The organism is Bradyrhizobium septentrionale, assembly GCF_011516645.4.
Classification (GTDB): domain Bacteria; phylum Pseudomonadota; class Alphaproteobacteria; order Rhizobiales; family Xanthobacteraceae; genus Bradyrhizobium; species Bradyrhizobium septentrionale.
The window spans coordinates 2,487,957-2,508,284 of the sequence record NZ_CP088285.1 but is presented as its reverse complement, the minus strand read 5'-3'; the positions used below and the strand labels follow the sequence as shown (position 1 = coordinate 2,508,284).

Genomic DNA, 20,328 nt, shown 5'->3' with positions numbered 1-20,328 from the left:
AAGAGCGAAACCGATGGGAAACGCCTACGAAATCTACGCCCTGCGCTATGCGACGATGTCGCCGCGCACGCCCCACCTCAACTTCCTGGTGCCCGATCCGCACGACACCACCGCGCAGGATCTCGATTATTTCGTCTGGCTGGTCCGCGGCCACGGACGCGACATTCTGGTCGATACCGGCTTCAATGCCGAGGAGGCCAAGGCGCGCGCCCGCAAGCTGACGCTCAATCCGGTTGATGCGCTGGCCGGCTTCGGCGTCAGCGCGGATGCGATCCGCGACGTCATCGTCACCCATCTGCATTATGACCACGCCGGCAATCTCGACCGCTTCCCGAACGCCAGATTCCATCTGCAGGAACGCGAGATGAGCTACGCGACCGGCCGCTGCATGTGCAACGGCATGCTGCGCCATCCGTTCTCCATTGAACACGTCACGCAGATGGTGCGTCACGTCTATGGCGAGCGCGTCACCTTCCATTCCGGCGACGGCGAAATCGCGCCCGGCGTCACCGTGCATCGGGTCGGCGGCCATTCCGACGGCCTGCAGGTGGTGCGGGTCGAGACCGCGCGCGGTCCGGTCGTGCTGGCATCCGACGCCGCGCATTACTATGCCAACCTGCACAAGCGCAGCCCGTTCCCGATCGTCTACAATGTCGGCGACATGGCGCAGGGCTGGGAGACCGTCGAGCGGCTCGCCGGGCATCCGGACCGCTTCATCCCCGGCCACGATCCGATCGTCAGCGAGATCTATCCGCGCGCCAGCGACAAGGTCGATGCGTTCGCGCTGCATCTGGCGCCGTCGCGATCGTTCGCGAAATAGCCTCGCCGGTTCGGCGAGGCGCGTCCACAGCACCTCAAGAAACGTCAAAAAGAAGAAACGGTATGACTGACACCAAAACTCTCGGGTTCATCGGCCTCGGCGTGATGGGTGAGCCGATTTGCCGCAACCTGGTCAGGAAGAGCGGCAAGCGCGTCGTGGTGTTCGACCTGTCGGCCGAACCGCTGCAGCGCTTGCGCGCCGACGGCGCCGAGGTGGCTGAGACGGTCGCCGATGTCGTCAGGCAGAGCGACGTGCTGTTCCTCTGCCTGCCGAGCGCCAAGCATGTGCGCGCGGTGTTCGAGGGCGACGGCGTCTTGAAGCATGCGAGGAGCGGCCAGGTGGTGGTCGATCTCGGCACGTCGTCGGTCAGCCAGACCCGCGATTTCGCCGGGCAGTTGCAGGCCAAAGGCGCGGCCTGGGCGGACGCGCCGATCGCGCGCACCCGGCAGGCAGCGCAGGACGGCACGCTCAGCGTGATGGTCGGCGCGGAGCCCGCGCTCTATGCCGCGATCGAGCCGTTGATCCGCTGCTTTGCCACCGACGTCACCCATTGCGGCGACGTCGGTGCCGGGCAGGTGACAAAAATCCTCAACAACATGGTGCTGTTCGAGACCGTGAACGCGCTGTCCGAGGCCGTCGCGGTGGCGAAGCACAATGGCGTCGATCCGAAGCTTTTGCTCGATACCCTGTCGAAGGGCTCGGCCGACAGCTTTGCGCTGCGTAACCACGGCATGAAGGCGATCGTGCCAGGCGTGTTTCCGGAGCGCGCGTTCTCGACTGAATATGCACTGAAGGATTTGTCCTACGCACTGGAGCTCGCGGCCGATGCCGGCATCAAGATCCGCGGCGCGGAGCTGATTGGCACGGTGTTGCAGGAGGCGATCGACAAGGGATCGAAGGACAATTACTTCCCGGTGATTGCGAAGCATATCGGCGGGGCGTAATTCCCTCCGTCGTCATTCCGGGGCTCGCGAAGCGAGAGCCCGGAATCCATTGAGCCACTTACTTGCGGATGAATGGATTCCGGGTTCGTGCTTCGCACGCCCCGGAATGACGGGGAGATAGAGCTGCGTAGGGCGGGGCGCGAAGCCAACCCCCAGCGTCGTCCTGGCGAAAGCCGAGACCCATTACCACAAATGTCGCTCGTTGCGCTTCGCTGGAACGACGATTCGCCTTCACAACACCGGCCGCGGAGTATGGGTCCTGGTTTTCGCCAGGACGACAGCGGAGTGCGTGGCCTAATACGCATCCTTCGCGTCGGCCTCTTCGCTGGTTTGCACCAGTTCGAGGCTGGTCTCGATCTTGCCGAGCAGGCGTCCGAGATCACGGCGTTCCTGCGCGGACAGGCAGGAGATGATCTCCTGCTCCTTACGCAGCAGGCGCGGGATCAATTCTTCGTACAGCGCCTGGCCCTTCTTCGTCAGCTGCAGGCGGAATTCGCGGCGGTCGTCGGCGTTCTCGACGCGCTCGACGATCTCGCGCTCCATCAGCGCCGATACCGCGCGGCTGATGGTGGATTTATGCGTGCGGGTGCAGTGCGCGATGTATTGCGCGCTGCAGGGATCGCTGCGGAAGCCCAGCGTGGCGAGCACCCGCCATTCCGGAATGTCGAGGCCGTAGCGCGCCTGATATTCGCTCGATAGCGCCGAGCTCACCTCGGCCGCCAGCCGGTTGAGGCGAAACGGCATGAAGTGGAACAGGTCGAGGCGCTTCTTTCCTGGCGCGGCATTGTCACGCACGTCCGCCTCCACGGCGCTGCGCGGCCGCGCTGGAGGCTGGCTTGCAGAGGTCCTGGCCAAAAATCTCTCCAATTTGAGTTGACGGCGGCCCCGACTGGGGGTTTAAGATAGTTGCAAGTGAGACTAATTTAGCAAGGTCGCGGCCGACCCGCAAGGTCCTGGTCGCAAGCCGGTCACACAGAACCGCAGCCAAGGGCCGCGGCGCAAGGGAACATCCAGGGTCATACGATGGCACAAGCCAATGCGGCAAACGCGAATACGGCACAGGCCAAAACCCAGTTCGGCTATCACCGCCACCCCGACCAGGAGCGCTCGGGCGCCAACATGGCGGAGCATCCGGTCGTCGTGGTCGGTGCCGGGCCGGTGGGGCTGTCGCTTGCGATCGACCTCGCGCAGCGCGGACAGCGCGTGGTGCTGCTCGACGATGCCGACCGGATCGGCGAAGGCTCGCGCGCGATCTGCTTCTCGAAACGTTCATTGGAGTTCTGGGACCGTCTCGGCGTCGGCGACCGCATGGTCGCGAAGGGCGTGGTGTGGAGCGTCGGCAAGATCTTTCACGGCGCCTCGCAGCTTTATCAATTCAACCTACTGCCCGAGGAGGGTCACAAGCGGCCCGCCTTCATCAACCTGCAGCAGTTCTATGCCGAGGCCTATCTGGTCGATCGCGTCGAGCAGCTGCCCGGGATCGATCTGCGCTGGCGCAACAAGGTGATCGCGCTGGAGAGCCGCAATGATGGCGTCGCGCTGACCGTCGCCACTCCTGAAGGCTCATACCAGGTGCATACCTCTTTCGTCGTCGCCTGCGACGGCGCCCGTTCCTCGCTGCGCCAGATGGTCGGCGCGGATTTCGCGGGGCAGGTGTTCGAGGACCAGTTCCTGATCGCCGACGTCAAGATGACCGCGGCGTTCCCGACCGAGCGCTGGTTCTGGTTCGATCCGCCGTTCCATGCCGGACGTTCGGCGCTGCTGCACAAGCAGCCCGACGACATCTGGCGGATCGATCTGCAGCTCAATCCGGATGCCGATCCGGTCGCCGAGAGGCAGCCGGAGAATGTGCGGCCGCGGATCGAGCGCATGCTCGGGCATGACAAGTTCGAGTTCGAATGGATCTCGCTCTACAAGTTCCAGTGTCGCCGGATGGCAAAATTCATCCACGGGCGGGTGATCTTCGCCGGCGATTCCGCGCATCAAGTCTCGCCGTTCGGCGCGCGCGGCGCCAATTCCGGGCTCGAGGATGCCGAGAATCTGGCGTGGAAGCTCGACCGCGTGCTGCGCCGGCTGTCGCCGGAAGGCTTGCTGGAGAGCTATCATATCGAGCGCAGCGCAGCGGCGGATGAGAACATCCGCGAGTCCACCCGCTCTACCGATTTCATGGCGCCGGCGACGAAGCAGGAGGCGCGGCTGCGCCAGGCGGTGCTGTCGCTCGCAGAGGATACCGAGTTCGGCAAGCGCATGGTCAATGGCGGCCGGCTGTCGGTGCCGTCGGTCTATGACACGCCGCTGTCGAGCGGCGATCGCGACAGCTGGCGCGGTGGTCCGCGGCCGGGCGCCTCGATGCTGGATGCCCCAGTGACCGAGCAAGGCGGCGGTTCCACCTATCTGACCGACGTTTTCATCAAGCAGGGAACGCGTTTCACGCTGCTGGAGTTTGGCATTGGCGCGGCTGCCGATGTTCCCGATGGCGTCGGGAGCATCCGGGTCGGCGGCGAGGGCGGGTTGGTCGACACGCAGGGCCTTGCCGGCAAGCGCTACGATGCCGAGCCCGGCACCGCCTATCTGCTGCGGCCGGACGGCTACGTCGCGGCGCGCTTCCGCAACGCGGCGCGGCCCGCGCTCGATGCGGCGCTGGCGCGCGCCGCCGGCCTGAACTGAGGAGCGGTCATGGCGCTGTCGACCAGTTCGAACTTCGCAAAGCCCGATGACGCCTTTCGCGCCATCGTCGAGGCGCATCGCGGCCTCACCGAGGCGCAGAGCGCTGATCTCGATGCCGCGCTGGTTTTGGTGCTCGCCAACCATATCGGCGATCTCGACGTGCTGCATGAAGCGATCACGCTGGCGAAGCGGCGGATGCTGGACGCGAGCCAGCAGCAACAACAGCAACAACAATAGACTGATCAAACGGACAGGATTGAACTGATGGCCAAAGGTTTTGCATCGACCACGGATCTCGCGGAGAAGAAGGTCACCTTCTCCGAGATCGGCACCGATCTCTACGCCTTCACCGCCGAGGGCGATCCGAACACCGCCGTCATCGTCGGCGAGGACGGCTGCCTGGTGTTCGACGCGCAGGCAACGCCTGCGATGGCGAACAAGGTGATCGAGCGGGTCAAGACCGTTACCGACAAGCCGATCAAATATGTCGTGCTGTCGCACTATCACGCGGTGCGCGTGCTCGGCGCGTCGGCCTATCACGCGCAGGGCATCGTGGCCTCGCAGGAGACCTACCGGCTGATCCAGGAGCGCGGCCAGCAGGACTGGGATTCCGAATATGGCCGTTTTCCCCGTCTGTTCCAGGATGCCGCGAGCATTCCCGGCCTGACTTGGCCGACGTTGACCTTCGAAGGCGAGATGTCGATCTATCTCGGCAAGCGCGAGGTGCGGCTGATGCAGCTCGGTGCCGGCCACACCTCCGGCGACATCGTCGCCTGGGTGCCGGACGCCGAGGTGATGTTCTCCGGCGACCTGATCGAATATCACTCGGCCTGCTATTGCGGCGATGCGCATCTGCGCGAATGGCCGATGACCTTGAACGAGATCCGCGCCTTCAATCCGAAGGCGATCGCGCCGGGCCGCGGCGATGCGCTGAAGGGCCTGGAGACCGGACGCGATGCGATCGCGATGACCCGCGATTTCGTCACCACGCTGTATGGCGCCGCAGAAAGCTCGGTCGCCAAGGGCCGCAGCTTAAAGGAATCGATGGCCGCGACGCGCGAGGTGATGGATCCGAAATTCTCGAAGTTTGCGATCTACGAGCACTGCCTGCCGTTCAACGTGTCGCGCGCCTATGACGAGGCATCCGGGATCGACGATCCCGTGATCTGGACCGACAAACGCGACCAGGAAATGTGGGCCGCCCTGCAAGGAGGAGGATAGAAATGAACATCAACACCTCGCCTGATCAGATCGTTCGCAGCTCGGGGCAAGTGACGCCGGGCTACATGTCCGGCTTCGGCAACAGTTTTGAAACCGAGGCATTGCCCGGCGCGCTGCCGATGGGGCGCAACTCGCCGCAGCGCTGCGCCTACGGGCTCTATGCCGAGCAGCTCTCGGGTTCGCCGTTCACGGCGCCGCGCGGCACCAATGAGCGCTCCTGGCTGTATCGCATCCGCCCGTCGGTGCGGCATTCCGGCCGCTTCGCCAAGGCCGACGCCGGGCTGTGGCGCACCGCGCCCTGTCATGAATACGACATGCCGATCGCGCAACTGCGCTGGGACCCGGCGCCGATCCCGAAGCAGGACATGACCTTCCTGCAGGGCGTGCAGACCATGACCACGGCGGGTGATGCCAACACCCAGGCCGGCATGGCGGCGCACATCTATCTCATCACCAAATCGATGGTCGATCAGCATTTCTACAATGCCGATGGCGAGATGATGTTCGTGCTGCAGCAGGGCAATCTGCGTCTGGTCACCGAGTTCGGCCGCATCGATGCCGAGCCGGGCGAGATCGTGGTGATCCCGCGCGGCGTCAAATTCCGCGTCGAGATTCCCAATGGTCCGGCGCGCGGCTATCTCTGCGAGAATTACGGCGGTGCGTTCACGCTGCCGGAGCGCGGCCCGATCGGCGCCAACTGCCTGGCCAATTCGCGCGACTTCCTGACGCCGGTGGCTGCTTACGAGGACCATGACACGCCGACCGAGCTCTACGTGAAGTGGGGCGGCGCGCTGTTCAAGACGCAGCTCGCCCATTCGCCGATCGACGTGGTCGCCTGGCACGGCAATTACGCGCCCTACAAATACGATCTGCGCACCTTCTCGCCGGTCGGCGCGATCGCGTTCGATCATCCCGACCCGTCGATCTTCACGGTGCTGACCTCGCCGTCGGAGACCGCCGGCACCGCGAATATCGACTTCGTGATCTTCCCGGAGCGCTGGATGGTGGCCGACAACACCTTCCGCCCGCCGTGGTACCACATGAACATCATGTCCGAGTTCATGGGCCTGATCTACGGCGTCTACGACGCCAAGCCGCAAGGGTTCGTGCCGGGCGGCATCTCGCTGCACAACATGATGCTGCCGCACGGTCCCGATCGGGAGGCGTTCGAGCACGCCAGCAATGGCGAGCTGAAGCCGGTGAAGCTGACCGGCACGATGGCCTTCATGTTCGAGACCCGGTTCCCGCAGCGCGTGACGCAGCATGCCGCGACGTCGTCGACGCTGCAGGATGATTACTCGGATTGCTGGAAGGGGTTGGAGAAGAAGTTCGACCCGAACAAGCCGTAGAACTTGTGTCACTCGTCATCGCCGGGCTTGACCCGGCGATCCATCGCACTTTCGGAAGATGGATGCCCGGGTCAAGCCCGGGCATGACGACTTTCTGATTGGAGAAATCAGTGCCCCACCCCAACGACCCAAAACTCCGCTCCTTCATCGACGTCGCGCCGACCTCGGACTTCCCGATCCAGAACCTGCCTTACGGCGTGTTCTCGTCGAAGGATGGCCTCGCGCCGCGCATTGGCGTTGCGATCGGCGACTTCGTGCTCGACCTCTGGGAGCTCGAGCAGGACTCGCGGCTCGATGTCGGGCCACTCGGCGTGTTCTCGCAGCCCTCGCTCAACGCCTTCATGGCGCTGGGGCCAAAGGTGTGGTCGGCGACGCGGGCGCGGATCAGCGAGCTGTTGCGCTCGGATCATCCGGAGCTGCGCGATAACAGGGAATTGCGCGCGCGAGCGCTGGTGCCGATGGCTGACGTCAGGCTGTACATGCCGTTTGCCGTTTCGGGCTACACCGATTTCTATTCGTCGAAGGAGCACGCCACCAATGTCGGCGTCATGTTCCGCGGCAAGGACAATGCGCTGCAGCCGAACTGGCTGCACATGCCGATCGGCTATAACGGCCGCGCCTCGACGGTGGTGGTGAGTGGCACCAAGGTCCGGCGCCCTCGCGGCCAGCTGAAGCCGCCGACCGCGGAGGTGCCGAGCTTCGGCGCCTGCAAGCGGCTCGATTTCGAGCTGGAGATGGGCGTGGTGGTCGGCCAGGCATCGCCGATGGGCGAGATGCTCACCGAGAAGCAGGCCGAGGAGATGATCTTCGGCTTCGTCATCCTCAACGACTGGAGTGCGCGCGACATCCAGCAATGGGAGTATGTGCCGCTCGGGCCGTTCCAGGCCAAGGCATTCGCGACTTCGATCAGCCCGTGGGTGGTGACGCGCGAGGCGCTGGAGCCGTTCCGGATGCGGGGCCCGGCGCAGCAGCCGGAGCCGCTCGCCTATCTGAAGCAGGCACAGCCGAACAATTATGATCTGCAGCTCGACGTCGCGCTGCGCGCCGGCGCGATGAACGAGGCGAAGACGATCTGCAGCACCAACTTCAAATACATGTACTGGTCGTCGGTGCAGCAGCTGGTGCATCACGCCTCGAGCGGCTGCGCGATGAATGTCGGCGATCTCCTAGGCAGCGGCACGATCTCCGGCCCCGAAAAGCACCAGCGCGGCAGCCTCTTGGAAATCAGCTGGAACGGCACCGAGCCGGTCGAGCTTGCCAGCGGCGTGACGCGCACGTTCATCGAAGATGGAGATTCGCTCGTGATGCGCGGCTGGTGTCAGGGCGACGGCTATCGCGTCGGCTTTGGCGAGGTCGAGGGCACGATCGTTGCGGCGGAGTAATTCGCGCGGGCACTTCTTCACCTCCCCTTGAAAAGGGGAGGTCGGTTTGCGCAGCAAACCGGGTGAGGATCTTTTCTCTCGACGAACGCCAGCGCCCGCGGCTGACCCCCATCCCACCTTCCCCCTTTCAGGTGGAAGGAGCCCGAGAGCAGGGCAGCCTCACCGCTCCTCTGGCCTGATATCCTTCAGCCGTGCCGTATTCGCCGCGACATCGTCGAGGCTGTATTTCAGATGCACCCGCTTGTCCGACGGTGGCTGGTTCACCGTGCAAACGCCTGGCCGCCACGGCTTGGCGGGGCGGATCGGCCGCGGCGCGAAGCCGCCGCCGCAGTTCGGGCAGACATTGCCGAGCCTGGTCTCGGCGCAGTCTGCACAGAACGTGCATTCATAGGAGCAGATCCGCGCGTCCACAGCGCTCGGCGGCAGGTCCTTGTCGCAATATTCGCAGTTCGGTCGCAGCTGCAGCGCCATGGCTTTCCTCAGCTTCTTGGATGCCGCGCACACCGCCGCACCTCTCCCCTTGTGGGAGAGGTCGGATCGCAAGATGCGATCCGGGTGAGGGGTTGCGGTCTCTCGACAGAGGATGCTTCGCGGAGAGAACCCCTCACCCCAACCCTCTCCCACAAGGGGAGAGGGAGCCCACTGCCGATGCCGCGGCATCGAACCAATTCGCACAGATGATCGCAAGTCGCGCCACCGAAGCGAACGGCGTATTTCCCTCGATTTGTGCCATCACGTCTGTAGCGACTTAAGCGGCAGCTTGGTGCTCTCCTTCAACCGGTCGAGCACGATCGAGGAGCGCACATGCGCGACGCTCTGATGTGGCATCAGCACGTTGTTGACGATATCGGACAGGCTCTTCAGGTCGCGCAGCATCACCTTGAGCACGTAGTCGGCATCGCCGGTCAGCGCATAGGCCTCCTGGATGTCGTCGACGCGGTTGACCAGCTCGCGAAACCGCTTGGCATTGTCGGGCGAATGGGTCGCGAGCGTGATGTGGATGAAGGCGATCAGGCCGAAGCCGAGCGCCTCGCCGGCGAGGTCGGCATGGTAGCCGGCGATCACCTTCTCCTCCTCCAGCCGCATCCGGCGCCGCGAGCATTGCGAGGCCGAGAGTCCGACCAGGTCGGCCAGCTGCTGGTTGGTCAGCCGGCCGTCATCCTGCAGCGCGGCGAGCATTTTGAGGTCGAAGGCGTCGACTTCTGGCATGCGTAAAATGTCCATTTCATGCACGGATCGTGCGCGATATTAGCAAAACAGGGTCCATTTTGCACGCACGTTGCGCGGCAAGTGACGGAAACTGATCCCCAGACAAATCAGGGAGTTACCGTCATGGGTCCGTTTCCGCACGATGCGCCGCCAGCCGAGATCAGCGCCGACAATCCGATGGGCACCGACGGCTTCGAGTTCGTCGAATATGCCCACCCCAATCCCGGCGAGCTGCACGCGCTGTTCAAGCTGATGGGCTTTGTCGCGGTGGCTCGCCACCGGACCAAGAGGATCACGGTCTATCGCCAGGGCGACATCAACTATCTCGTCAATGAGGAGCCGGGCACCGACGGCTTCAACTTCGTTGCCGCGCACGGCCCCTGCGCGCCGTCGATGGCGTTCCGCGTGGTCGATGCCAAACTCGCCTATGAGCGCGCGATCGCACTCGGCGCGGAGCCGGCGGATGTCTCGTCCGCCGGGAAGACGCTCGATGCGCCCGCGATCAAGGGCATCGGCGGCAGCCTGCTTTATTTCGTCGATCGCTACGGCGCCAAGGGTTCGGCCTATGATGCCGAGTTCGAATGGTTAGGGGCCGCCAACCCGCGCCCCGCGGGTTCGGGGCTCTATTACATCGATCACCTCACCCACAACGTCCATCGCGGCCGCATGGATGTCTGGACCGGCTTCTATGCAAAGCTGTTCAACTTCCGCCAGATCCGCTTCTTCGACATCGAGGGCCGCGCGTCCGGCCTGTTCTCCCGCGCACTGACCAGCCCGGACGGCAAGATCCGGATTCCGATCAATGAGGACGCCGGCGATTCCGGGCAGATCGAGGAATATCTTAACATCTATCACGGCGAGGGCATCCAGCACATCGCCTGTGGCGCACGCGACATCCATGCGACGGTCGAGACGCTGCGTTCGTCCGGCCTGCCGTTCATGCCGTCGCCGCCCGAGACCTATTTCGAGCGGATCGACGCCCGGCTGCCGAAGCATGGCGAGGACGTCGCACGGCTAAAGACCAACGGCATCCTGATCGACGGCGAGGGCGTGGTCGAAGGCGGCCAGACCAAGGTGCTGCTGCAGATCTTCTCGGCGAACGCGATCGGGCCGATCTTCTTCGAATTCATCCAGCGCAAGGGCGACGACGGATTCGGCGAAGGCAACTTCAAGGCGCTGTTCGAATCGATCGAGGAAGACCAGATCCGCCGCGGCGTGCTGAAGGTCGATCACGCGGCGTGACAGCTGAGTGCAGCCTCGCCGCATGACTTCGTCATTGCGAGCGAAGCAATCCATCGCACCGCTTGTGGAGGCATGGATTGCTTCGTCGCTTCGCTCCTCGCAATGACGGCAGAGATTATTTCCCCGCTTTCCACGCGCTCGTCACGTCCCCGATATCAGCCAGCTCCGGCTCGCGGATCGCGGACGGCGTGCGCGAGAAGCGCGGCGCGGGGGCGGGCTGGGTGACGCCGTGGCGCTCGACGAACACCTGGCGGGCGGCCATGTGCGGATGCTTCGGCGCTTCCTCCATGGTCAGGATCGGCGCGAAGCAGATGTCGGTGCCTTCCATGATCGTGCACCAGTCGGCGCGCGACTTGCTCTTGAAGACCTTTTCCAGCTTCGCCTTCAGCGCCGGCCAAGCCTTGCGGTCCATCTGGGCATCGAAGTCGGCGTCGGAGAGGTCGGCATGCTTGCGCAGCAGCGCGTAGAACTGCGGCTCGATCGAGCCGATCGAGATGAAGTTTCCGCAGGAGCATTCGTAGACGCCGTAGAAATGCGCGCCGCCGTCGAGGAAATTCTGGTCGCGGCCGCCGCTCCAGCGGCCCTGCGCGCTCATGTCGTAGAACATCGACATCAGCGACGCTGCGCCGTCGCACATCGCGGTATCCACCACCTGGCCCTTGCCGGACTTCTGCGCTTCCAGCAGTGCCGCGAGCACGCCGACCACGAGATAGAGCGCGCCGCCGCCGAAATCGCCGACCAGGTTGAGCGGCGGCACCGGCTTCTCCTTGGTGCCGATCGCGGCCAGCGCGCCTGTTATCGAGATGTAGTTGATGTCGTGGCCGGCGGCGTTGGCCAGCGGGCCTTCCTGGCCCCAGCCGGTCATGCGGCCATAGACCAGCTTCGGATTGCGTGCGAGCACGACATCGGGGCCGAGACCGAGGCGCTCCATCACGCCGGGGCGAAAGCCTTCGATCAGCGCGTCGGCATGGCTGAGCAGGTCGAGCGCTTCGGCAATGGCGGCCTTGTTCTTCAGATCGAGCTCGATGACCTTGCGGCCACGCGTGGCCACCGCCTTCAGATTCTTGCCTGCGCCGACCCGGTCGAGGGTGATGACCTCGGCGCCCATGTCGGCGAGCAGCATGCAGGCGAACGGGCCGGGGCCGATGCCGGCGAATTCGACGATGCGGAAACCGGCGAGCGGGCCCGAGGCGCGAGCGGCGGTCTGGGAGGCAGGTTTATCGAGCACTTTGCTGTTCCGTTGGTTGTCGGGTGTTAGGCGGCTGAGATGGTGCGGCGGGCTTGGTGCCGCACTTCATGCGTTCTCCCAGCCGTCCGTGGGACGGCATTTTTAATTAGCTGATTAGCTAAATTGTCTCGCCTAATGGGGGAAGTGGCAAGCGTCTTTTGCCCCGAAGCGCCGGTAAAACGGAGTGCTGGTAAAACGCGAACGGCGCGCATCGCTGCGCGCCGCTCCTCGACTTGTGTTTAGGCGCTAAAGCGCGATGAGATCAGGTTCAATCGCCATCGCGCTTTAGCCTTTTGTTTGAGCATGATCTTTTCGGAAAACCGCTTCGCACTTTTCCGGATCATGCTGTATCAGCCGGCCGCGGTCACGGCCCGCTGTCCCATCACCTTGATCAGGTTCGCGCGATAGTCCGCCGAGCCATGGATGTCGGCGAGCAGCCCGCTCGCCGGGATCGTCACGCTGTCGAGCGCGCTGGCCGACCAATTCGCCTTCAACGCTCCCTCGATCGCCGGTACCCGCATGACGCCGCTTTGCGACGCGCCGGTTGCCGTGGCACGGACGTCGCCCGACTTGGTCTTGGCGACGAACACGCCGGTCAGCGCAAAGCGCGAGGCCGGGTTCGGAAACTTGGCATAGCCCGCCTTGGCCGGGACCGGGAACGACACCGCGGTGATGATCTCGCCATCCTCGAGCGCCGTCGTGAACAGGCCCTTGAAGAAGTCTTCCGCCGATATCGACCGCTTGTTGGTCTTGACCGTCGCGCCGAGCGCCAGCACCGCCGCCGGATAATCCGCCGCCGGGTCGTTGTTGGCGAGCGAGCCGCCGATCGTGCCGCGATAGCGCACGGCGGGATCGCCGATCATCGACGCCAGATTGGCGAGCGCGGGGATCGCCTTCTGCACGGCGTCGCTTTGCGCCACATCGTAATGCGGCGTAGCGGCCTTGATGGTGACAGTGTCGCCCGAAACCTCGATGCCGATCATCTCCTGCACCTTGGAGAGGTCGATCACGTCGGAAGGCGCGGCGAGACGCTGCTTCATCACAGGAAGAAGGGTTTGTCCGCCGGCAAGGAATTTTGATTCCGTGCCCTTGGCGAACGTTGCTGCTGCGTCGGCGACCGAGGAAGCGCGGTGATAATTTGTCTCGTACATGGCTCTTCCTCCCTCAACCGTGGATGGCGTGCCAGACGCGATCGGGCGTCGCCGGCATTTCAAGCTTGTTGTTGCCGATGGCGTCCGTGATCGCGTTGATCACGGCAGCAGAGGCGCCGATCGCGCCGGCTTCGCCGCAGCCCTTGACGCCGAGCGGGTTGCCCGGACACAGCGTCGTGGTGTGGGAGAGCTGGAACGACGGCAGGTCGTCCGCGCGCGGCATGGTGTAATCCATGAACGACGCGGTCACGAGCTGACCGGTGTCGTCATAGACCGCGCCTTCGAGCAGCGCCTGGCCGATGCCTTGCGCGAGGCCGCCATGGACCTGGCCTTCGACGATCATCGGGTTGATCAACCGGCCGAAATCGTCGGCCGCCACGAAGTCGATGAAGGAGGTCTTGCCGGTGCCCGGATCGACCTCGAGCTCGCAGATATAGGCGCCGGCCGGGAAGGTGAAGTTGGTCGGGTCGTAGAACGCCGTCTCCTTCAGGCCGGGCTCCATGCCGTCAGGCAGATTGTGCGCGGTGTAGGCGGCAAGCGCGACCATCGGCAGCGCGATCGACTTGTCGGTGCCGGTGACCTTGAACTCGCCATTCTCGATCACGATGTCGCTCTCGGACGCCTCGAGCGCATGCGCCGCGATCTTCTTGGCCTTGGCCTCGACCTTCTCCATCGCCTTCACGATCGCCGTACCGCCGACCGCAAGCGAGCGCGAGCCGTAGGTGCCCATGCCGAACTGCACCTTGTCGGTGTCGCCATGGACGATCTGCACCTGGCTGATCGGGACGCCCAGGCGTTCTGAAATCAGCTGCGCGAACGTCGTTTCGTGGCCCTGGCCGTGGCTGTGCGAGCCGGTGAGCACCTCGATGGTGCCGACCGGGTTGACGCGGATTTCCGCCGATTCCCAGAGACCGACGCCGGCGCCGAGACTGCCGACCGCCTTCGACGGCGCGATGCCGCAGGCCTCGATGTAGCAGGACACGCCGATGCCGCGCAGCTTGCCATCGGCTTTCGCCTTGGCCTTGCGGGCCGGGAAGCCGGCATAGTCGATCGCCTTCATCGCGGCATCGATCGAGGCGTGGAAGTCGCCGACGTCATACGCCATGATGACGGGCGTCTGATACGGGAACGCGGTGATGAAGTTCTTTTTGCGCAGCTCGGCCGGATCGACCTTCAACTGCCGCGCTGCGGTCTCCATCATGCGTTCGATCAGATAGCTCGCTTCGGGTCGGCCCGCGCCGCGATAGGCGTCGACCGGCGTGGTGTTGGTGTAGACGCCGATCACCTCGGCATAGATCGCCGGAATCACGTACTGGCCCGACAGCAACGTCGCGTAGAGATAGGTCGGCACCGCCGAGGAGAACAGCGACATATAGGCGCCGAAATTGGCGTGGGTCTTCACCCGCAGGCCAAGGATCTTGTTGTCCTTGTCGAGCGCCATCTCCGCCTTCGAGACATGGTCGCGGCCATGCGCGTCGGTGAGGAAGGCCTCCGTGCGGTCGCCGGTCCACTTCACCGGGCGGTTGACCTTCTTCGAGGCCCACAGCGCCACCATCTCTTCCGGATAGATGTAGATCTTGGAACCGAAGCCGCCGCCGACGTCGGGCGCGATCACACGCAGCTTGTGCTCGGGTGCGATATTGTAGAATGCCGACAGCACGAGGCGGGCGACGTGCGGGTTCTGCGACGTGGTGTAGAGCGTGTAGTGCTCTTCGGCCTGATCATAATGTGCGACCGCCGCGCGCGGCTCCATCGCGTTCGGCACCAGGCGGTTGTTGGTGAGCTCGAGCGTCACCACATTGGCCGCCTTGCTGAAGGCGTCCTTCACCGCGGCTTCGTCACCGAGATGCCAGTCATAGACGATGTTGCCGGGGGCTTCGGGATGCAGCTGCGGTGCGCCCGGCTTGATCGCGGCCTTGATGTCGGCCGCGGCGGGAAGCTCTTCATAGTTGACGACGACAGCTTCGGCGGCGTCCTTGGCCTGGTTCTTGGTCTCGGCGATCACGACCGCGACGGCCTGCCCGACAAAGCGCACGGTCTCCGGCGCCATCGCCGGCCACGCGCCCATTTTCATCGGCGAACCGTCCTTCGAGGTGATCGCCCAGCCGCAGATCAGATTGCCGACCTTGTCGTCGACGATCTGCTGCCCGGTCAGCACCGCGATCACGCCGGGCATCTTCATGGCCTCGGCTGAATCGATGCCCTTGACCTTGGCATGTGCATGCGGGCTGCGGATGAAGTGAGCGTAGCTCATGCCCACCATCTTGACGTCGTCGACGTAACGACCCTGGCCGGTAATGAACCGGCGATCTTCCTTGCGCACGACGCGTGCGCCAATTCCTTCAACACCCATGGTCTGGTCCTCCCGACCGGAGATTCGTTTTGCCGCCGTTTCCATCGAGACCGGCGGTGATGAGCTTGATCGTGTGCGACGCGCGGGCTGCTATTCGGCGGCCTGCGCGACCTTCATGCGGCCGGCAGCGTCGAGCACCGCCTTGACGATGTTGTGGTAGCCGGTGCAGCGGCAGATGTTGCCTTCCAGCTCGTGGCGAACCGTTTCCTCGTCGAGCTTGCCGCCATGGCGGTGCACGATATCGACCGCGGACATGATCATGCCGGGGGTGCAATAGCCGCACTGCAGGCCGTGATTGTCGCGGAACGCCGCCTGCATCGGGTGCAGTTCGTCGCCCTTGGCGAGGCCTTCGATCGTGGTGACGTTGGAGCCCGCGGCTTGGCCGGCCAGCATGGTGCAGGATTTGACCGCCCGTCCATCGACATGGACGACGCAGGCGCCGCACTGGCTGGTATCGCAGCCGACATGGGTGCCGGTGAGGTTCAGGTTTTCGCGCAAGAGGTGCACGAGGAGGGTTCGGTCCTCAACGTCGACCGAGACCGCCTTGCCGTTTACCGTCAATTTGACTGTAGACACGCGTTTCTCCCAATAGCTTCGTTATGGGCCCAGTAGATCACGCTTCATGTGGGGCGTAACCGCGATCAAAGTCGTAGTCGCGGCCCTGTCATGAAGGCGCCGGGCTGTGTTTCCGATCCTAGCAGGCGGCCGTTCAATGAGCAATTTGCAAGCTGCCAGCGACGCGCTCCGGCGCGATCAAATTGCGCTGCGGCGCAAGCGATTCTCGGCAGCCTGACGGTGCTCGCGACGTGCCGAAAATCGTCGCCGTGATTGCTACTACCTTCCGCCTATAACGGCGCAAAGACGTTGCTGTCATTTTCATCGCCGACGCAGCGACGGAGATCGCTGGTTCATGAAATTGGGTAGCGATCCGCGCGCGCGATGCATCCATCGCGGCAACGAAACCATATTGGAGGAAGCCAATGAAGCTGAGGAGCGGGATTTTCTTTGCCGGTGTGTCGCTGGTCGCCATGGTGATGGCAGGCATTGGTGCGTCGAGAGCCAATGATTCCGTCGTCAAGGCGGCGTCCGATCCGAACGGATGGGCGATCGCCGGCCACGACTACGGCAATACGCGCTTCAGCCCGCTGAAGCAGATCAATTCCGAGAATGCCGGCAAGCTGCAGCTGGTCTACTCGCTGTCGCTGGCCTCGCTGCGATCCAACGAGTCTTCGCCGGTCGTGATCGGCAAGACGCTGTACGTGTCGACCTCGTGGGGCCCGAAATACGTCTATGCGATCGATGCCGCGACCGGCGCGCGCAAATGGACCTGGCAGCCCGATATTCCCGATGACGTGCTCCAATACGCCTGCTGCGACGTCAACAGCCGCGGCGTGTCCTACGCCGACGGCAAGATCTTCGTCGGCCGCCTCGACGGCAAGCTGACCGCGCTCGACGCCGAGACCGGCAAGGAGCTCTGGACCTCGACGGTGGTCGACTACAAGCAGGGCTCGGTCATCACCTCGCCGCCGCTCGTGGTCCGCGACAAGGTCATCACCGGCTTCGGCGGCGGCGAATACGGCGTTCGCGGCTCGTTGCAGGCGTTCTCGCTCAAGGACGGCAAGCTGCTCTGGCAAACCTACACGGTGCCGGCGCCCGGCGAACCCGGAAGCGACACCTGGAAGGGCGACACCGGGCTGCATGGCGGCGGCGCCGCCTGGCTGGTCGGCTCCTACGACGCCAAGTCCGACACGGTCTACTGGGGTACCAGCAATCCGGGACCGTGGAATACCGCGGTGCGCTCCACCGGCGATGGCAATTTCGGCAAGCTGACCAACCTCTACACCGCCTCGACGCTGGCGATCGACCCCAACACCGGCAAGATCAAGTGGCATATCCAGGGCACGCCGGCTGACGCCTGGGACTATGACGGCGTCAACGAGCTGCTGCTCGCCGATTTGAAGATCAAGGGCAGTGAAACGCCCGTTCTGATGAAGGCCGACCGCAACGGCTTCTTCTTCGTGGCCAACCGCGAAACCGGCAAGATGATCTCGGCCGAGAAGTATGTCTTCGCCAACTGGGCCAAGAAGTGGGACATCAACACGATGCGGGCGGAAGAGGATCCGGACAAGCGCCCGGGCCCCGGCCATCCCGCCAAGGACATCTGCCCGAACCTGATCGGTGGCAAGAACTGGCAGCCGATGTCGTTCAACCCGGAGACCGGCCTGGTCTACATCCCGACCAACAATGTCTGCATGGACTGGTCGGTCAGCGACGTGAACTACAAGCGCGGCGTGTTCTATCTCGGTGCCGAATTCCCGACCAAGGAAGGCCCCGGCGGCTTCCTCGGCGAGCTCGTGGCCTGGGATCCCGTCGCCAACAAGAAGGTGTGGGGCATCAAGGAAGACCTGCCATTCAACGGCGGCACGCTGACGACCGGCGGCAACCTGGTGTTCTCGGGCAATCTGCACGGCGACTTCCGCGCCATCGATGCCAAGAACGGCAAGGTCGTGTGGAGCAAGAACCTCGGCAGCGGCGTCGGCGCCGGTCCGGTGACCTATTCGGTCGACGGCAAGCAGTATGTCGCGATCGTGGTCGGACGCACCGCCGCGCTGCCGGCCTTCCTCGGTGACATCGGCAAGAAGATGGTTGCCGCAGCGCCCGAAGGCGGCTCGCTGTTCGTGTTCGCCCTGCAGTAATGCATCGTCCAAAGGAGGCAGCATTGTCCGTGTCCTGCATCAACCGGAACGAAGTGCCCAAACGTGCGCCCGGCGCCCAGTTGGGAAAGGCGATCCGGACCGTGCTGCTCTCCACCGCGCTGCTCGCGCCGGCCTTCTCGGCCGGCGCGGACGAGGCCAAGCCGTCGCTGCGGCTCTGCGCCGATCCCACCAACCTGCCGTTCTCGAGCGACGACCCGGGCAAGCCCGGCCTCTATCTCGAGATCGGCCAGGCGGTGGCGCAAAAGCTCGGCCGCACGGTGAGCACCAATTGGTACAAGTCCTATTTCGGCAAGCGCACCGTGCGGGAGACGCTGCTCAGCAAGCAGTGCGACGCCATGGTCGGCCTGCCCTTGATCGATGATTTCATGGGCCCGGCGGTGATCTTCTCGAAGCCGATCACCCATGAAGGCTATGCGCTGGTCGGCGCCAGGGATCGCAAGCTGGCCGGCATCGACGACCTCAGGGGATTGCGGGTTGCGGTGCAGTATCAGTCGACGCCGCAGAACCTGCTGGCGCTGCGGGACGATATCCAGAAGGTCACCGTGCTGAGCCCGGAGGAGGGCATGGCGGCCCTCAACCAGGGCAAGGTCGACATCGCCTTCATCTGGGCGCCGGTGGCGGGTTGGCTCAACAAGACCAGCTATGGCGACGAATATCAGATCGTGGCGACCGAGGGCGACGGCCTCTTGTGGGCGACCGCGATCGGCTTCGCCAAGGCGTCCGGCGCCCTGCGCGATGAGGTCGACGGCGTGCTGCCGTCGCTGCAGCCGGAGATTTCCGCCCTGTTTGCCAAATATGGCGCGCCGAACGGCGCCCCGGTCAAGTTCGGGCAGGCGGCCCCGGCGACGACGTCGTCCGTTGGGGCAAGCGAACCCGTCACGGTAGGGCAGGCGCCCGCGGCCGAGAAGCCGCTTCAGACCGCGGCGACCACCGGGGATGTCAAAGGGGATGCCAAGGGGGACGCCACGGCGGGACGGGAGGTCTTCAACGGCACCTGCGCCCATTGCCACGGTCCGGACGCGGTGCAGGCCGAGCGAAAGATCGATCTCAGGCTGCTGAAGAAGCGCTATTCTGACGACATGGAATCGACCTACTGGAAGACGGTTCATGACGGGCGGCCAGCCAAGGGCATGCCGGCCTGGAAGGACGTCTTCAGCGACGACGAACTCAGAAACGTATATGTCTATCTGCAGAGCGTGCAGGATACCGGCGGCTCGAACTAGCCGCTGCAATCCGCAATAGGAGCGTTTTCAAGCGAAGTGGATACCGGTTCGCGTGAAGAAAACGCGTCAGAACATGAATCGAGAGCCCCGTTCCGATTCAATCGGAACGGAGGCTCGATCAGTGCGAGGGTCCTCATGATGGGGTTCCTGATCATCGACGATCACCCTCTGTTTGGCGAGGCGCTTGGCAATGCCATCCGCATCTCGCACCCGGATGCCCGGATCTATGAGGCGACCTCGATCAAGGGGGCGCTCGGCATCCTCGCCAGCGAGCCGAACATCGATCTGGCGCTGCTTGACCTGCTGCTGCCCGATGTCGTCGGCTTCTCCGGCTTCCAGAAGATCCGGGATCGCTATCCGCGGCTGCCGATCGCCATCGTCTCGAGCGAGGAAGACAAGCACACCATCCGCGAGGCGCTGGAGATGGGCGCGGTCGGCTATTTGCCGAAATCGACCTCGCTCGGCGAGCTCTCGCAGGCGATCGCGCGCGTGCTGAGCGGTTCGGTCTCGGCGCCGCGGGATTTCGTGGCGGTCGGCGCGCTGGACCATTCCGAGACCGCGCGTACGCTGCGCGAGCGGATTCAGAAGCTGACGCCGCAGCAAATCCGTGTGCTGCATCTGATTATCCGCGGCCTGCAGAACCGCGAGATCGCGACCGAACTCAAGCTCGCTGAATCCACCGTGAAGGCGCATGTGACCGAGATCCTGCGCAAGCTGAAGCTGTTCAGCCGCAACAAGGCGATCATCGAGCTCGGCAAGATCCCGCTTCCCGTCCCCGACGCCTGCGCGGGCACGAAGGCGGAGAAGGCGCCCTAGGCTTGC

General features: G+C 64.2%; 19 protein-coding genes. 11 read left to right on the top strand and 8 right to left on the bottom strand.

All coding sequences use genetic code 11. From position 1 onward, the window contains the following. Positions 1-13 precede the first annotated feature (13 nt). A complete protein-coding gene (locus HAP48_RS13675) occupies positions 14-820 on the top strand; it encodes an N-acyl homoserine lactonase family protein (RefSeq protein WP_166213360.1) in 807 nt (268 codons plus the stop codon). Beyond that, positions 805-1,764, top strand: a complete 960-nt coding sequence (locus HAP48_RS13670; RefSeq protein WP_338029003.1) for an NAD(P)-dependent oxidoreductase — start codon at positions 805-807, stop codon at positions 1,762-1,764. Before HAP48_RS13675 ends, HAP48_RS13670 begins: the two co-directional genes overlap by 16 nt. 294 nt (positions 1,765-2,058) lie before the next feature. Here HAP48_RS13670 and HAP48_RS13665 read toward each other — a convergent pair whose 3' ends face one another. Then, positions 2,059-2,619, bottom strand: a complete 561-nt coding sequence (locus tag HAP48_RS13665) for a MarR family winged helix-turn-helix transcriptional regulator (RefSeq protein ID WP_210292838.1) — start codon at positions 2,617-2,619, stop codon at positions 2,059-2,061. A 168-nt stretch (positions 2,620-2,787) separates the two neighbouring features. Here HAP48_RS13665 and HAP48_RS13660 point away from each other — a divergent pair, with 168 nt between their 5' ends. The 5 genes from HAP48_RS13660 to fahA all read left to right on the top strand — a co-directional run bounded on the left by HAP48_RS13660 (position 2,788) and on the right by fahA (position 8,383). Next, positions 2,788-4,431 (top strand): FAD-dependent oxidoreductase, encoded by a 1,644-nt coding sequence (locus tag HAP48_RS13660; RefSeq protein ID WP_166213361.1) that lies wholly within the window; start codon positions 2,788-2,790, stop codon positions 4,429-4,431. Between the two features lie 9 nt (positions 4,432-4,440). Then, entirely contained in the window at positions 4,441-4,668 is a 228-nt protein-coding gene (locus HAP48_RS13655; protein ID WP_166213362.1) for a DUF2783 domain-containing protein, read from the top strand. 27 nt (positions 4,669-4,695) lie between these two features. Beyond that, on the top strand, positions 4,696-5,652 hold the full coding sequence (locus tag HAP48_RS13650) for an MBL fold metallo-hydrolase (RefSeq protein WP_106324797.1): 957 nt from the start codon (positions 4,696-4,698) through the stop codon (positions 5,650-5,652). A 2-nt stretch (positions 5,653-5,654) separates the two neighbouring features. Beyond that, on the top strand, positions 5,655-7,001 hold the full coding sequence (hmgA, locus tag HAP48_RS13645) for a homogentisate 1,2-dioxygenase (protein ID WP_166213363.1): 1,347 nt from the start codon (positions 5,655-5,657) through the stop codon (positions 6,999-7,001). Between the two features lie 110 nt (positions 7,002-7,111). After that, a complete protein-coding gene (gene fahA, locus HAP48_RS13640; protein ID WP_166213364.1) occupies positions 7,112-8,383 on the top strand; it encodes a fumarylacetoacetase in 1,272 nt (423 codons plus the stop codon). 159 nt (positions 8,384-8,542) lie between these two features. Here fahA and HAP48_RS13635 read toward each other — a convergent pair whose 3' ends face one another. Both HAP48_RS13635 and HAP48_RS13630 read right to left on the bottom strand, forming a co-directional pair. Further along, positions 8,543-8,854, bottom strand: a complete 312-nt coding sequence (locus tag HAP48_RS13635) for a DUF1272 domain-containing protein (RefSeq protein WP_166213365.1) — start codon at positions 8,852-8,854, stop codon at positions 8,543-8,545. Positions 8,855-9,115: 261 nt separating this feature from the next. Beyond that, entirely contained in the window at positions 9,116-9,592 is a 477-nt protein-coding gene (locus HAP48_RS13630; protein WP_166213366.1) for an Lrp/AsnC family transcriptional regulator, read from the bottom strand. A 123-nt stretch (positions 9,593-9,715) separates the two neighbouring features. On the opposite strand from HAP48_RS13630, the gene hppD reads away from it, so the two are divergent. Beyond that, on the top strand, positions 9,716-10,834 hold the full coding sequence (gene hppD, locus HAP48_RS13625) for a 4-hydroxyphenylpyruvate dioxygenase (protein ID WP_166213367.1): 1,119 nt from the start codon (positions 9,716-9,718) through the stop codon (positions 10,832-10,834). Positions 10,835-10,949: 115 nt separating this feature from the next. On the opposite strand, the gene HAP48_RS13620 is transcribed toward hppD, so the two are convergent. From HAP48_RS13620 to HAP48_RS13600, 5 genes are all read right to left on the bottom strand, one after another. Continuing rightward, a complete protein-coding gene (locus HAP48_RS13620; RefSeq protein WP_166213368.1) occupies positions 10,950-12,062 on the bottom strand; it encodes a CaiB/BaiF CoA transferase family protein in 1,113 nt (370 codons plus the stop codon). 350 nt (positions 12,063-12,412) lie between these two features. Then, entirely contained in the window at positions 12,413-13,213 is an 801-nt protein-coding gene (locus HAP48_RS13615) for an FAD binding domain-containing protein (protein WP_166213369.1), read from the bottom strand. Between the two features lie 13 nt (positions 13,214-13,226). Beyond that, the gene (locus HAP48_RS13610) at positions 13,227-15,566 is read right to left on the bottom strand and encodes a xanthine dehydrogenase family protein molybdopterin-binding subunit (protein WP_166213370.1); all 2,340 of its coding nucleotides are present in this window, start codon (positions 15,564-15,566) and stop codon (positions 13,227-13,229) included. Between the two features lie 90 nt (positions 15,567-15,656). After that, the gene (locus HAP48_RS13605) at positions 15,657-16,142 is read right to left on the bottom strand and encodes a (2Fe-2S)-binding protein (RefSeq protein ID WP_024583646.1); all 486 of its coding nucleotides are present in this window, start codon (positions 16,140-16,142) and stop codon (positions 15,657-15,659) included. 133 nt (positions 16,143-16,275) lie between these two features. Next, on the bottom strand, positions 16,276-16,611 hold the full coding sequence (locus HAP48_RS13600; RefSeq protein ID WP_224497047.1) for a hypothetical protein: 336 nt from the start codon (positions 16,609-16,611) through the stop codon (positions 16,276-16,278). Here HAP48_RS13600 and HAP48_RS13595 point away from each other — a divergent pair. The 3 genes from HAP48_RS13595 (at position 16,595) to HAP48_RS13585 (ending at position 20,322) form a co-directional block, all read left to right on the top strand. Continuing rightward, positions 16,595-18,262, top strand: a complete 1,668-nt coding sequence (locus HAP48_RS13595) for a PQQ-dependent dehydrogenase, methanol/ethanol family (RefSeq protein WP_175612328.1) — start codon at positions 16,595-16,597, stop codon at positions 18,260-18,262. The genes HAP48_RS13600 and HAP48_RS13595 overlap by 17 nt on opposite strands. A gap of 29 nt (positions 18,263-18,291) precedes the next feature. Beyond that, positions 18,292-19,506, top strand: coding sequence for a c-type cytochrome (locus HAP48_RS13590; protein ID WP_338029002.1), 1,215 nt, complete (start codon positions 18,292-18,294; stop codon positions 19,504-19,506). Between the two features lie 135 nt (positions 19,507-19,641). Further along, positions 19,642-20,322: a response regulator gene (locus tag HAP48_RS13585; protein WP_166213373.1), complete on the top strand. Its 681-nt coding sequence runs from the start codon at positions 19,642-19,644 to the stop codon at positions 20,320-20,322. The last annotated feature ends 6 nt before the right edge of the window (positions 20,323-20,328 follow it).

Excerpts from the sequence above, each read along its gene's own strand:
- HAP48_RS13600 (WP_224497047.1), bottom strand. The coding sequence starts at position 16,611 with ATGCCTGCCATCACCATGGCGACCAGCGACACACCGGCAAAGAAAATC.
- hppD (WP_166213367.1), top strand. The coding sequence starts at position 9,716 with ATGGGTCCGTTTCCGCACGATGCGCCGCCAGCCGAGATCAGCGCCGAC.
- HAP48_RS13635 (WP_166213365.1), bottom strand. The coding sequence starts at position 8,854 with ATGGCGCTGCAGCTGCGACCGAACTGCGAATATTGCGACAAGGACCTG.
- HAP48_RS13595 (WP_175612328.1), top strand. The coding sequence starts at position 16,595 with ATGGTGATGGCAGGCATTGGTGCGTCGAGAGCCAATGATTCCGTCGTC.
- HAP48_RS13585 (WP_166213373.1), top strand. The coding sequence starts at position 19,642 with ATGATGGGGTTCCTGATCATCGACGATCACCCTCTGTTTGGCGAGGCG.
- HAP48_RS13675 (WP_166213360.1), top strand. The coding sequence starts at position 14 with ATGGGAAACGCCTACGAAATCTACGCCCTGCGCTATGCGACGATGTCG.
- HAP48_RS13630 (WP_166213366.1), bottom strand. The coding sequence starts at position 9,592 with ATGCCAGAAGTCGACGCCTTCGACCTCAAAATGCTCGCCGCGCTGCAG.
- HAP48_RS13655 (WP_166213362.1), top strand. The coding sequence starts at position 4,441 with ATGGCGCTGTCGACCAGTTCGAACTTCGCAAAGCCCGATGACGCCTTT.
- HAP48_RS13610 (WP_166213370.1), bottom strand. The coding sequence starts at position 15,566 with ATGGGTGTTGAAGGAATTGGCGCACGCGTCGTGCGCAAGGAAGATCGC.
- HAP48_RS13650 (WP_106324797.1), top strand. The coding sequence starts at position 4,696 with ATGGCCAAAGGTTTTGCATCGACCACGGATCTCGCGGAGAAGAAGGTC.
- hmgA (WP_166213363.1), top strand. The coding sequence starts at position 5,655 with ATGAACATCAACACCTCGCCTGATCAGATCGTTCGCAGCTCGGGGCAA.
- HAP48_RS13660 (WP_166213361.1), top strand. The coding sequence starts at position 2,788 with ATGGCACAAGCCAATGCGGCAAACGCGAATACGGCACAGGCCAAAACC.
- HAP48_RS13615 (WP_166213369.1), bottom strand. The coding sequence starts at position 13,213 with ATGTACGAGACAAATTATCACCGCGCTTCCTCGGTCGCCGACGCAGCA.